Raw genomic sequence first — 12,727 nt, 5'->3', positions numbered from 1 at the left:
CCGCCGGTCACCGGATGGTGATCGTGATCGTCGACCCCTTGGGCGCGGTGTCGCCGGCCTTCACGGACTGCTTCTTCACGGTGTCGCCGAACAGGCCGAGCAGTCCACGGTCCTCCTTGACCTCGAACCCGGACTGCTCGAGGAGCGATGTGGCGTCGTCGACACTCGAGCCCACCACGTCGGGGACCTCGACCATCTCCGGGCCCTTGGACAGCGTCAGCGTCACGGTGCCGCCGGCGGCGAGCCGGCCGCCCTCCTCCGGCGTCTGCGCCGCGATCTTCCCCTTGTCGAACTCGGAGGTGACCTGCTGTGGGGCGATCTTCACCTTCAGGCCGGCCTCCTGCAGCTCGGTCCGGGCGTCGGCCAGGTCGTCGCCGGTGACGTCGGGGACGTCGACCGGGCTGCCCTTGCTCACGACGATCGAGACCGCGGTGTCCGCATGCCGCTGCGCGCCCGCCTCGGGATCGGTGCTGATCACCGCGCCCTGGTCGACGTCCTCGCTGAACTCCTCGGTGACCAGGCCCGGTTCCAGGCCCTCCTCCTTGAGGGTCGTCTCGGCCTTCTTCAGCCGCAGGCCCCGCACGTCCGGCACCTTCACCATCTCGGGGCCGTCGGAGACGGTCAGCGTCACCGCGTCGTGCTTGCGGATCCGGGCGCCCGGCTCGGGGTCGGTGTCCAGGACCGTGCCGCGCTCGACGGTGTCGCTGTGCCGGTGCTCGACCTTGCCCACCTTCAGCCCGGCCGCCTCCAGCCGCTGCCTGGCCTCGGCCTCCTTCTGCGTCAGCACCGCCGGGACCTTGGTGAACTGGCCGGAGTTGATGTACCAGACGCCCGCGCCCACGCCGAGCACCAGCAGCACGACGGTCACGACCGCGAGCACCCCGCGCCGGGGCCGCGCGAAACGCCGCCGGGGCGGCAGGGGCGGCGGGCTCTGGAACCGGGAGGTGCGGTGGACCGCGGCCTCGTCGTCGCCGTCCCCGTCGACGGGCAGCGGCCGGGGCACGGTGAGCGAGCGCGGGATCACGCTGGTGCGGTCCTCGGCGATGTCGTGCGCGGCGGAGACGGCCAGCGGGGGCAGCGCGTCCAGCTGCTCCTCGCTGAGCGCGCCGTGCGCCTCCCGCGCCTCGCCCAGCAGTGCGACGGCGTCGGGCGGCCGGACGTCGGGCCTGCGGGCGGTGGCGGCGGCGACCAGGGTGTCCAGCGCGGGCGGCAGGCCCGGCACGACGGCCGACGGCGGCGGGACGTCGTCGTGGAGATGCTTGTAGAGCACGATCGCGGGGGAGTCCCCGTCGTGCGGCTTCTCGCCGGTGAGCATCTCGTAGAGCACGACCCCGCACGCGTAGACGTCGACCCGGGGGTCGGCCGCGCCGGGCTGCTCGATCTGCTCGGGGGCGAGATAGGCGACGGTGCCGAGCACCGCGCCGGTCGTGCTGGTGACGGTGTCCACGGACCGCACGAGCCCGAAGTCGGCGACCTTGACCCGCCCGTCGTCCCCTATCAGCACGTTCTCGGGCTTCATGTCCCGGTGCACGAACCCGGCCCGGTGCGCGGCGCCCAGGGCCGCGAGCACGGGCTCCAGGATGTCGAGCGCGGCCCTCGGCTGCAGCGCCCCGCGCTCACGCAGCACGTCCCGCAGGGTGCAGCCGGCGATGTACTCCATGGCGAGATAGACGTACGACCCGTCCGCCCCCTGGTCGAACACCTGGACGACATTGGGGTGGGCGAGACGGGCGACGGACTTCGCCTCCCGGATGAACCGCTCGACGAACGCGTCGTCGGCGGCGAGGGCCGGATGCATCACCTTGAGGGCGAGCACGCGGTCGAGGCGGGTGTCCACGGCCCGGTAGACCGTGGCCATCCCGCCGACCGCGATCCGCGCCTCGACGCGGTACCGGCCGTCGAGCACCTGCCCGACCAGAGGGTCCTGAAGGGTCGTGTCCACGCAGGTGAGTGTACGAGCCGCCGCCGACACCCCGCCGTTCCAGCCGGCCGACTGCAGCCGACCTGTGACGCGCGTGGCGGGACGCGGACGCCGTCGCACGGGTCAGAACGCGGGGCGCTCCGGGTCCAGCGCCGCCAGGCCCGCGGCGGGCGACGACGCCTGCGCGAACCAGCGGCGCGGGATACGGCCCGCCAGCCGGGCCAGCCGGCCCGCCTCGACGCCGGCCCGCATGGCGGACGCCATCCGTTCGGGGTCCTGTGCCCGGGTCACCGCCGACGCCAGCATCACCCCCGCACACCCCAGCTCCATCGCCAGCGCCACGTCCGACGCCGTGCCCGCGCCCGCGTCCAGGATCACCGGCACGCGCGCGTGCTCCACGATCAGCTGGAAGTTGTGCGGGTTGCGGATGCCCAGGCCGGAGCCGATCGGGGACCCCAGCGGCATCACCGCCGCACACCCGACGTCCTCCAGCTTCCGCGCCAGCACCGGATCGTCGTTCGTGTACGGCAGCACCGTGAACCCGTCGTCGACCAGCGTCTCCGCCGCGTCCAGCAGCTCGACCGGGTCCGGCAGCAGCGTCCGCTCGTCGGCGATGACCTCCAGTTTGACGAGATCCGTCCCGAGCGCCTCCCTGGCCAGCCGCGCCGTCAGCACGGCCTCGCCGGCCGTGAAGCACCCCGCCGTGTTCGGCAGCACCCGGATGCCCAGCCGCTCCAGCACGGACAGCACCGAGCCGTGCACCGAGGGGTCCACCCGGCGCATCGCGACCGTCGTCAGCTCGGTCCCGGACGCCACCAGCGCCCGTTCCAGCACGTCCAGGCCGGTGGCGCCGCCCGTGCCCATGATGAGCCGCGAGGAGAACGTCGTGCCCCCGAGGACGAAGGAGTCGTCGGCCATGGCTCAGCCCCCCTGGACCGCGGTGAGGACCTCGACGCGGTCGCCGTCGCGCAGAGCCGTGGACGGCCACTGCGCGCGCGGGACGACGGTCTCGTTGAGCGCGGCGGCCACCCCGCAGGGCGCCGGCGTCAGGGACCGTACGACGCTGTCGAGGACGGTGCCGGGAGCGAACTTCCGCCGCTCACCGTTGACGGAGACGTTCAGACGGGTGCTCAGGGTGCTCATGCGGGCTGCTCCGAGAGTGCGGCGACGCCGAAGCGCCGGGGTGTGAAGGGACGGGCCTCGTCCGGGAGCTCCCCGGTGGCCAGGACCTGCGCCAGCGCGTCGCCGGTCACCGGCGCCAGCAGCACGCCGTTGCGGTAGTGCCCGGTCGCCAGGGACAGTCCCGCCAGCCGGGTCGGCCCGAGCAGCGGCGCGTTGTCCGGGGACGCGGGACGCAGCCCCGCGCAGGTCTCGGTGAGCGGCAGCTCGGTGATCCCCGGGATCAGCTCGTGGGCGTCGCGCAGCAGCTCGTACACGCCCCCCGCCGTGACGGTCGTGTCCCAGCCCAGCTCCTCGCTGGTCGCGCCCACCACCAGCTCGCCGTTCTCGCGCGGCACCAGATAGACCTGGCTGCCGCGCACCACGGCCCGTACGGTCCGGCTCAGGAACGGCGCGTACCGCCGTGGCACGGTCAGCCGCAGCACCTGCCCCTTCACGGGCCGCACCGGCGGCACGACGTCCTGCGGGAGTCCCGCGAGCCGCCCGCTCAGGCTGCCGCCGGCGAGCACCACCTGCCCCGCCGCCAGCGTGGTGCCGTCGCGGGTGACGACCCCCGCGGCCCGCTCGCCCACCACGGTCAGCCCCTCCGCCCAGGCCCGGCGGAAGACCACGCCCGCCCGCTGGCACGCGCTCACCAGGGCCCGCGCCAGCCGCCGCGGGTCGACCTGGTGGTCGCCGTCCACTCGCAGCCCGCCGCGCACCCCCGGCGCGAGCATCGGCTCCAGACGCCGGCACTCCCGCCCGGACAGCCACTCCGACTCCAGTCCCGACTGCCGCTGCAGCGCGTGCAGTTCACGCAGGTGAGCCCGGTCGTCGGCGTCCAGCGCGACGGCCAGCGTGCCGCAGCGCCGGTAGCCGAGATCCTGTCCGGTCAGCTCGGTGAGCTCGGCCGCGAAGTCCGGATAGCGCCGGGCCGACGCCAGATTGAGGCCGAGCAGCGTCTGCTCGCCGTAATGCAGTTCCGTGACGGCGGCCAGCATCCCGGCGGCCACCCGGGCGGCCCCGCCGCCCGGGTCCGGGTCCACCACCGCCGTGGCCAGACCGCGCTGCGCGGCCCGCCAGGCCGTGACCAGCCCGATGATCCCGCCCCCGATGACGAGGACGTCTGACGTACGCGGAGACGACATGGGCGTCCAGCCCCTCCCTTCGCCGGCATGACCCGGATCAGGTTCGTACGGTCGGAGGCCGCCAGCCTCCCTCTCAGCCCGGTGCGTCCGGGCTCCCGCGAGTGCTCTACCGTGGCCACCCTAGCCCGCCGCCGCACACCGCAGTAAGGGAGCCTCCGCACATGGCCCGGTCACTGGACGGCCTCTTCCTCGCCCCCGTCGCCGACCAGGGGCCCGGACAGGTCGGCGCCCGCACCCGCTTCGCCTACCACGAGCGGGACGGGGCGGTCTGGGCGGATTACGCGGGCGGCGAGGTCGTACGCGGGCATCTGGTGGGTACTCGGGAGGGAGACCGTCTCGACTTCCGGTACGTCCAGCTCAAGCACGACGGGACGACGTCCTCGGGGCACTGCGTCTCCACGGTCGTCGAGCTCCCCGACGGCCGGGTGCGCCTCGACGAGAGCTGGGAGTGGGAGTCGCAGCCCGGCAGCGGCACGAGCGTCGTGGAGCAGCTCACAGACGACTCGGACGCTACGGGCGGTGCAGACGGTGCAGAAGCTACGGACGGTGCGGACGGTGTGGAGCAGGTCACGGAGCACGACGGCTGACTGACTGATCGTCAGTTGTCTAAGGTGATCAGGTGAGCGAGCAGAGGCAGGAAGAGGACAGGCCGGGCGGGCGCCGCGTGGTGGTCGTCGGCGCGGGCATGGCCGGGGTGCAGACCGCGGTCGCCCTGCGCGAACAGGGCTTCGACGGCCGGGTGACGCTGCTGGGCGCCGAACCCCATCAGCCCTACGACCGCCCGCCGCTGTCCAAGGCCGTACTGCTCGGCAAGGCCGAGGGGTCCGCCCTGGACGTCGACTTCGACAGCCTCGGCATCGAGCTGGAACTCGGCCGCGAGGTCCTCGGCCTGCGCCCGGCCGACCACGAGCTGGACACCGGGCGCGGGCCCGTCCCGTACGACGTCCTCGTCCTCGCCACCGGCGCCGAGCCGATCCGGCTGCCCGGCGCCGAGGGAGTGCCCGGCGTGCACCTGCTGCGCACCCTGGACGACGCCGAACGCCTGCGGCCCGTCCTCGCGGGCCGGCACGACGTCGTGGTCGTCGGCGCGGGCTGGATCGGCGCGGAGTTCGCCACGGCCGCGCGCGAGGCCGGCTGCGAGGTCACCGTCGTCGAGGCCGCCGACCGGCCGCTGGCCGGGGCCCTGCCCGCCGAGGCCGCCGCCCCGATGGCCGCCTGGTACGCCGACAGCGGCATCGCGCTGCGCACCCGCGCGCGGGTGGAGCACGTCGAGCCCGGCGCGGTGGTCCTCGACGACGGCTCGCGTGTGCCCGCCGACGCCGTCGTGGTCGGCATCGGCGCCCGCCCCGCCACCGCCTGGCTGGCCGGCTCCGGCATCGAGCTCGGCGCGCACCGCGAGATCGTGGCCGACGCCGCACTGCGCACCTCGCTGCCGGACGTGTACGCGGTCGGCGACTGCGCCTCCTTCCCGTCCGGACGGTACGGCGAGAGGCTGCTCGTCCATCACTGGGACAACGCGCTCCAGGGGCCGCGCACGGTCGCGGCGAACATCGTCGGCGCGGCCACCGACGAGCCCGCCGCCGTCTACGACCCGGTCCCGTACTTCTGGTCCGAGCAGTTCGGCCGCTTCGTCCAGTACGCCGGACACCACGCCGACGCCGACGGCACGGTGTGGCGCGGCGACCCCTCCGGGCCGGCGTGGACGGTCTGCTGGCTGCGCGAGGACCGTCTGATCGCCCTGCTGGCCGTGGGGCGCCCCCGCGATCTCGCCCAGGGCAGACGGCTGATCGAGGCGGGTACCCCCATGAATCCCCGGCTCCTCGGTGACCCGGCGAGGCCGCTGAAGGCCGCGACCGCCTGACCTCGGACGGCCCGGTCGGACCGGCCCGGCTTCCGACTGTCGGTGGCAGATGGCAGGCTTGTTCCCGTGACCGAGATTGACGCAAAGACCGATGCTCTCGTCCCCGCCTGGCTCACCGTGCCCGACATCGCGGAGATGCTCGATGTCGACGTGATCCGCGTCCGGCAGCTGATCAAGGACGGCCAGCTCATCGCCGTACGCCGGGGGGAGAACCGTGCGCTGCACGTCCCCGCCGCCTTCATCGACGGGGACAAGGTGGTGAAGGGCCTGGTCGGGACCCTCACCCTGCTGCGGGACGACGGCTTCACCGACGAAGAGATGCTCGAGTGGCTCTTCACCCCCGACCCGAGCCTGCCCGGCACGCCCGCGCAGGCCCTGAGCGAGAATCGCGGCACGGAGGTGAAGCGCCGCGCCCAGGCGCTCGCCGTCTGACCTGCGATTCGCATCGACACCGGCGTACGGGGGCGCACCCGGCCCCGTACGCCACCATCCTGGGGGACTTCGCATGCCCGACACCGCCCGTACCCGGCTGTCCGCCGCCCGGCTGTACCTGTGCACGGACGCCCGTACCCGCCAGGGCGACCTCCCGGAGTTCCTCGACGCCGTCCTCGCGGGCGGCGTCGACATCGTCCAGCTGCGGGACAAGGGCATGGAGGCGGCCGAGGAACTGGAGCACCTGCGGGTGTTCGCGGACGCCTGTGCCCGGCACGGCAAGCTGCTGGCGGTCAACGACCGCGCGGACGTGGCTCACGCCGCCGGCGCCGACGTGCTCCACCTCGGGCAGGGTGATCTGCCCGTCCCCGCCGCCCGCGCGATCCTCGGCGGCGGCGTCCTGGTGGGCCGCTCCACGCACTCGGCAGCGGAGGCGGAGGCCGCCGCGGCCGAGGAGGGCGTGGACTACTTCTGCACCGGTCCGTGCTGGCCCACTCCCACCAAGCCGGGCCGTCATGCGCCCGGCCTGGACCTGGTGCGGCACACGGCCTCCCTCGGCGCCGATCGCCCCTGGTTCGCGATCGGCGGCATCGACCTCGGCAACCTCGACGAGGTGCTCGCGGCGGGCGCCCGCCGGGTCGTCGTGGTCCGGGCGATCACGCAGGCGGACGATCCGGGCGCCGCGGCGGCGGAGTTCGCCGTGCGCCTGAGCCAGGGGTAGCCCGTCGGTTCCAGCTCGCGGCGCCCGGCCGCCCGGCCTCACGCCGCTCTCGTGCCGCCGGCACTCGTACCGCCCGCTCCCACGCCGCGGGGCCTGCGGTCTCGCCGCCTGTGCCGTCCTCGTACGATTGTCCAAGGGGTGGACAACAACTCGACAATCCGGGCAATTTTCCCGCATCCGGTTGGGGGACGGCCCGCCCCTGGCTAACCTGCCGGTATGGCCCTAGGAACCGCATCCACCAGGACGGACCGCGCGCGCACCGTGCGCGACATCCTGGCGACCGGCAAGACGACGTACTCGTTCGAGTTCTACGCGCCGAAGACGCCGAAGGGTGAGCGGAGCCTGTGGGACGCCCTGCGCAGGGTCGAGGCGGTCGCCCCCGACTTCGTCTCGGTGACCTACGGCGCCGGCGGGTCCACCCGTGCCACCACGGTCAAGGAGACCCAGCAGATCGTCGTCGACACCACCCTGACGCCGGTCGCGCACCTCACCGCCGTGGACCACTCCGTCGCCGAGCTGCGCAACATCATCGGCCAGTACGCGGACGCCGGCATCCGCAACATGCTGGCCGTGCGCGGTGACCCGCCCGGCGACCCGATGGGGCCCTGGGTGCCGCACCCGCAGGGCCTGACGTACGCCGCCGAACTCGTCCGGCTCATCAAGGAGTCCGGCGACTTCTGCGTGGGCGTCGCCGCCTTCCCCGAGATGCACCCGCGCTCCGGCGAGTGGGACACGGACGTGTCGCACTTCGTCGACAAGTGCCGGGCCGGCGCCGACTACGCCATCACGCAGATGTTCTTCGACCCCGAGTCCTATCTGCGCCTGCGCGACCGGGTCGAGGCGGCCGGATGTGTGACTCCGGTCATCCCGGAGGTCCTTCCGGTGACGAGCGTGAAGATGCTGGAACGCCTGCCCCAGCTCAGCAACGCCCGCTTCCCGGCCGCCCTGAAAGAGCGGATCCTCACAGCCAAAGACGATCCGGCCGCTGTACGCTCCATTGGCATCGACTTCGCCACGGAGTTCTGCGCACGGCTGCTGGCCGAGGGAGTGCCCGGACTGCACTTCATCACGCTCAACAACTCCACGGCGACGCTGGAAATCTACGAGAACCTGGGCCTGCACCATCCGCCGCAGGCCTAGACCGGTCGCACCCACATACGACACACTGCGTAGCGGCCACTGGGAGAGGGGCGTACATGGGCTGGACGGTCCTCTACATCGCGTTCGGCGTCGTCGCGCTGTGGCTGCTCGGCGAGGTTCTGCTGCAGTACAAGGCCCGGCTGCGCTGGCGTTTGCTGGCCTTCGTCGGCTTCCTCGGCGTCGTCCTCGGTGTCCTGATCCCGTCGGTTGTCGTCATCGCGCTGGGCGCGGCCGCCTTCGCGGTCGGCCAGACCTACGTCACCCTGTCGTTCCGCCGCGGCTTCGCGGAGGGCTGGGCCTTCCGCCGCGCGGACACGGAGGGCGACGGCGCGGCCGTCCCCAAGCGCCGCCGCGGCAGGGCCGAACGGCAGGACCCCACGCTGGAGGTCTCCGGCCTGGAGTCGGCCGAGGCCGGCTACGACGACGGCGCGCCCCACGGCGACGACGTGGCGTTCGGCGGCCACGACAAGAACGGCTTCGGCGGCAAGAGCGCCTACGGTGACGACGACTTCGACCGCGACGACGTCTTCACCCCCGCGTCACGCTCCCTCGACCCGGCCGCCGCGACCACCTCCGTCTACGAGCCGCAGCCCCTGCCCGACGACACCGGCTCCTACGGCATATACAGCGACGCCGCGCACGCGGCAGCGACCGGCCAGGGCCAGCCCCAGGACCAGTACGCCACGGCCGCCCAGGGAGCGGACCAGAACTACGGCTACGACACCTACGCCGGGTACCACCAGCAGCAGTACGGCTACGACGCGACGGGCGAGCAGCAGTACGCCGCCTACTCCGACCCGTACATCGGCACCCAGACCTACGGCGGCGGCTCCTACGACGCCGGGTACGGCCAGCAGCAGTACGGGCAACAGGGCTACGGTCAGGACCAGTACGGCGCCGGCGGCTACGGGGAGACCCCGCCCGGCGGGGTCTGGGTCCCGCAGCAGCGCAACGCCGACGACCCGCTCGGCGGCGAACTCCCGCCCGAGCAGCAGTACCCGTACCAGGGCGACGGGCGGCAGCCCGGCCAGGGCAACGGTTACGACGAGCAGTACCGGTTCTGACGACCGCGTTCGCCCCGACGCCGGTTCGCCCGGCCGTGCGCCCCGCCGTTCACGGCCTCACCGCGAACCGCGGAACTCCGGCCCCTCCACGATCAGTCCGGACACCAGCGTGCCCGACATGCCGGCGTGAGCCAGCCCGCCGCCCGGGTGCGACCAGCCGCCGACGGTGAACAGGCCCTGCAGGCCGGTGGAGTTGGCGGGATGCAGCAGCCGCCCTCCGGCCGCGGCCAGCGCGGGCGCGGGGACGGCGCCGCCCGCCGCGCCGGTCTCGCGCGCGATGTCGGCGGGAGTGCGCACCTCGCGCCACAGCAGGCGCTCGCGCAGCCCGGGCACGACGCGCCCGGCGGCGTCGAGCAGCGCCTCCACGCTCGCGTCGGACGTCTGCGCGCCGGCGGGGACCACGGCACTGAGCGTGACCGGCTCATGGTCGCCGTCGGGCGCCAGCCGGGCGTCGTCGGGCCGCAGCACCGTGACCGTCGGCCGAGCGGGCACGGACGGCGCCGGACCGAACAGGCTCTCCCGCTCCGCCTCCCGGTCCGGCGCGTGCACGACCGTGCGGTGCGCTGTTCCCTCCGGCCGGGGGCCGCGCAGCGCCAGCAGCACGGTCAGCCGGCTCGGCAGCCCCCGCTGGGGCGCGACCTCGCCCTCGCCTCGGGCGGGGAGGCCGGCGAAGCCGCCCGGCGCCAGAACGAAGTCCGCCTCCGCCACCGTGCCGTCGGCGAGTTCCACGCCCGCCGTCCGGCCGTCCTTGTCCAGGATCCGCGCGACCTCGGCGCCGAAGACGAACTCGACCCGGCGGGCCAGACAGCGCTCGTACACCGCGCGGGCCAGTTCCCGCATCCCCCCGCGCACGTACCAGGTGCCGAAGGCGTGCTCCATGTAGGGCAGGACGGCCGCGCTCGCCGGAGTGATCCGGGGGTCGAGACCGTACGCCAGCGCGTGGCCCTCCAGCATCGCGGCGAGCCGGGGATCGCGCAGCTCCCAGGCCCCGACCTCGGCCAGGGTGGCCGCCCGACGGGTGCGCAGCAGACGCTTGTGGGGGACCGCCGGGTAGGGCTCGCGGTCGGCGAGGACCGACCAGTTCGGCCACAGCGGCTCCTCCAGGAGCGGGCGCCGGGTGCGGTCCCAGGCCTCGCGGGCGCGCACCAGGAAGTCGCCCCAGCGCTGCCCGGCTCCCGCGCCGAGCGCTTCGTCCAGCGCGGAGACGACCCCCGCGCGCGAGGCGTTGGGCAGGGACACCTCCGAGCCGTCCGCGAAGACGTGCCGTGCGGACGGGTCGACCTGGACCAGCTCGACACAGGACTCCAGCGGTTCCTTGCCGGTCTTGACGAACAGGTCGCGGTAGACGGCGGGCAGGGGGAGCAGCGTCGGGCCGGTGTCGAACACGAAGCCGTCCCGCTCGAAGCGGCGCACCGCTCCGCCGTATGTCTGCGTCCGCTCGTACACCGTCACCCGGTGGCCCGCCACGGCCAGCCGGGCGGCCGCCGTCAGCGCGCCCATCCCGGCGCCGATCACCGCAATCCCTGCCATGCCCGTGACTGTATCGGCCGCCACCGACAGTGACGTGATCAGCCCGGCGGCGGCGGCCACGGGGACGCGCCGAGCCGGCGTTCCTCGCGCCGTTGCGCCCTGCGCCGCAGGAACCGGCGGATCCGTGAGACGAGGAAGTACAGGACCAGCAGCCCGGTCAGCAGCAGCGCCCCCGCGACGAACGAGGCCGCCACCGGGTGGAAGATCGCGAACGTGACGATCCCGGCGACCCCGAGATCCTCCGCCAGGCTCACGACGATGTTGCTGAAGGGCTCCGGGGAGGTGTTGACCGCCATCCGCGTGCCCGCCTTCACGGCGTGGCTGGCCAGGGCCGTCGAACCGCCGAGCGCTGCCGCGGCCGCGTCGGGGAGCGAACCGCTCTGCCCGGCGAGCAGCGCGCCCACCCAGGCGCCCGCCAGCGGCCGCACCACCGTGTGGGCCGCGTCCCACGCCGAGTCCACGTACGGGATCTTGTCGGCCACCGCCTCGCACAGGAACAGGACGGCCGCGACGGCGAGCACCTCGGGGCGCTGCAACGTCTGCGGGACGTCGTCGCTCACGCCGGTCGCGCCGAAGACGCCGAGCAGGAGCACCACCGCGTAGGCGTTGACGCCGCTGGCCCAGCCGCTGGTGAACACAAGGGGGAGTACGGACACGGACGCGATCGTAGCCAGTGGGCCGCCCGGCGTCCTGGGGACGAGCACGCAGACCTGAGTACGCGTACCCAGGGGAGAATTTGAGTACGCGCGCGGATGGGGCGCGACCTGCGCGGACGGGAGAGTGGAGGCACGGAGAAGGGGCGCGGCTCCGGTACCGGCGACACGGGGCGCCGGAACGGAGCGGCCCTCGATCCGCTCCTTCCGCCGGCCGACCGGCTCGGCGGGAGCGAGACACGGGGGAGCCCTCGGGGGAACGACCGTACGGGGAACTGCGGGGGACCACGGGGCTGCAGGGGAAGCACAGGGGAGAAAACGGGGGGAACGGGGGAACGGGGGAGTACGCACAAGCGCCGGTCCGAGGCGGCCCACGGGGGACGTGGCCGTCACGGACCGGCGCTTCCGCGTGACCCGCGCGTGGCCCACGCGTGCCGACCACGTGAGCACCCGCGCGTGGCGGTGGGCTAGCGGCGGCCGCTCACCCGCCCCTGCAGCAGCCGGGAGAGCGCCGAATGGACGTCGTCCAGGGACCGCTCGGGCTGGAAGGCCTGCCAGTCCAGGGCGGCCACCAGCACCATGCCGACCAGCGCGGCCGCTGTCAGCTGCACGTCGATCTCGGGGCTGAACTCGCCGTTGTCGACGCCCTCGCGCAGCACTCCCTCGACGACGGCCACCGCCTCCTGCCGCACGACCATCAGCGTGGACTGCCACGCCCGGTTGGTGCGCCACAGCTCGGCCACGTACAGCTGGGTGAAGGACGGGTAGCGGTCGATGAAGACCAGACCGGCGCGGATCATCGCGTCCAGGGCGTCGACCCTGTTCCCGCCGCCTCGCGCCGTGTCCTCGGCGGCCTCGCGCAGCGAGGCGGTGAGCAGGCCCACGCCGTGCCTCAGCAGCTCCTCGAAGAGGACCGACTTGCTCGCGAAGTTGTAGTAGACCGTGCCCTTCGCCACGCCGGCGCGTTCGGCGATCTCGTCCACCGTGGTGGCGGAGAAGCCCTGTTCGGCGATGAGGGTGACGGCCGCCTCGTAGAGTTTCTGCCGAGTGGCCTCGCGGCGGGTGCGGCCGCCCGAGGTGGTGCTGCTTTCCATGGTCC

Annotated in this window: 12 protein-coding genes, 1 pseudogene and 1 riboswitch; of the genes and pseudogenes, 6 read left to right on the top strand and 7 right to left on the bottom strand. The window is 73.7% G+C overall.

Going from position 1 to position 12,727, the window contains the following annotated elements:
* Positions 1-7 precede the first annotated feature (7 nt).
* From pknB to thiO, 4 genes are all read right to left on the bottom strand, one after another.
* Positions 8-1,942, bottom strand: coding sequence for a Stk1 family PASTA domain-containing Ser/Thr kinase (gene pknB / locus IE239_RS04585; RefSeq protein ID WP_190147940.1), 1,935 nt, complete (start codon positions 1,940-1,942; stop codon positions 8-10).
* Between the two features lie 102 nt (positions 1,943-2,044).
* Positions 2,045-2,839 (bottom strand): thiazole synthase, encoded by a 795-nt coding sequence (locus IE239_RS04580; RefSeq protein ID WP_190147939.1) that lies wholly within the window; start codon positions 2,837-2,839, stop codon positions 2,045-2,047.
* A 3-nt stretch (positions 2,840-2,842) separates the two neighbouring features.
* Positions 2,843-3,043, bottom strand: a complete 201-nt coding sequence (gene thiS, locus IE239_RS04575; protein WP_190148050.1) for a sulfur carrier protein ThiS — start codon at positions 3,041-3,043, stop codon at positions 2,843-2,845.
* Positions 3,044-3,060: 17 nt separating this feature from the next.
* Complete coding sequence (gene thiO / locus IE239_RS04570; RefSeq protein WP_190147938.1) at positions 3,061-4,227, bottom strand: glycine oxidase ThiO; 1,167 nt, start codon at positions 4,225-4,227, stop codon at positions 3,061-3,063.
* Positions 4,225-4,336, bottom strand: a riboswitch (TPP riboswitch). Its footprint overlaps the gene before it by 3 nt.
* Positions 4,337-4,388: 52 nt before the next feature.
* On the opposite strand from thiO, the pseudogene IE239_RS04565 reads away from it, so the two are divergent.
* From IE239_RS04565 to IE239_RS04540, 6 genes and pseudogenes are all read left to right on the top strand, one after another.
* Positions 4,389-4,727 (top strand): annotated as a pseudogene (locus IE239_RS04565) (avidin-fold protein); the annotation flags it as partial.
* Positions 4,728-4,846: 119 nt separating this feature from the next.
* Positions 4,847-6,088, top strand: a complete 1,242-nt coding sequence (locus IE239_RS04560; protein ID WP_373308053.1) for an NAD(P)/FAD-dependent oxidoreductase — start codon at positions 4,847-4,849, stop codon at positions 6,086-6,088.
* Positions 6,089-6,154: 66 nt separating this feature from the next.
* Positions 6,155-6,520 (top strand): Rv2175c family DNA-binding protein, encoded by a 366-nt coding sequence (locus IE239_RS04555; RefSeq protein ID WP_190147937.1) that lies wholly within the window; start codon positions 6,155-6,157, stop codon positions 6,518-6,520.
* 73 nt (positions 6,521-6,593) lie between these two features.
* The gene (thiE, locus tag IE239_RS04550; RefSeq protein ID WP_190147936.1) at positions 6,594-7,241 is read left to right on the top strand and encodes a thiamine phosphate synthase; all 648 of its coding nucleotides are present in this window, start codon (positions 6,594-6,596) and stop codon (positions 7,239-7,241) included.
* Between the two features lie 216 nt (positions 7,242-7,457).
* The gene (gene metF / locus IE239_RS04545; protein WP_190147935.1) at positions 7,458-8,381 is read left to right on the top strand and encodes a methylenetetrahydrofolate reductase [NAD(P)H]; all 924 of its coding nucleotides are present in this window, start codon (positions 7,458-7,460) and stop codon (positions 8,379-8,381) included.
* 56 nt (positions 8,382-8,437) lie between these two features.
* Positions 8,438-9,445, top strand: coding sequence for an SCO2102 family sporulation regulator (locus IE239_RS04540; protein ID WP_190147934.1), 1,008 nt, complete (start codon positions 8,438-8,440; stop codon positions 9,443-9,445).
* A 57-nt stretch (positions 9,446-9,502) separates the two neighbouring features.
* On the opposite strand, the gene IE239_RS04535 is transcribed toward IE239_RS04540, so the two are convergent.
* The 3 genes from IE239_RS04535 to IE239_RS04525 all read right to left on the bottom strand — a co-directional run bounded on the left by IE239_RS04535 (position 9,503) and on the right by IE239_RS04525 (position 12,722).
* Positions 9,503-10,975, bottom strand: a complete 1,473-nt coding sequence (locus IE239_RS04535) for a phytoene desaturase family protein (protein ID WP_190147933.1) — start codon at positions 10,973-10,975, stop codon at positions 9,503-9,505.
* A 38-nt stretch (positions 10,976-11,013) separates the two neighbouring features.
* Positions 11,014-11,631, bottom strand: a complete 618-nt coding sequence (locus tag IE239_RS04530; RefSeq protein ID WP_190147932.1) for a DUF4126 domain-containing protein — start codon at positions 11,629-11,631, stop codon at positions 11,014-11,016.
* A gap of 464 nt (positions 11,632-12,095) precedes the next feature.
* Positions 12,096-12,722, bottom strand: a complete 627-nt coding sequence (locus tag IE239_RS04525) for a TetR/AcrR family transcriptional regulator (protein ID WP_190147931.1) — start codon at positions 12,720-12,722, stop codon at positions 12,096-12,098.
* Between the last annotated feature and the right edge of the window lie 5 nt (positions 12,723-12,727).

The organism is Streptomyces humidus, assembly GCF_014649655.1.
In the GTDB taxonomy this organism is placed as follows: domain Bacteria; phylum Actinomycetota; class Actinomycetes; order Streptomycetales; family Streptomycetaceae; genus Streptomyces; species Streptomyces humidus.
This window is presented reverse-complemented; position numbering and strand designations above follow the sequence as displayed.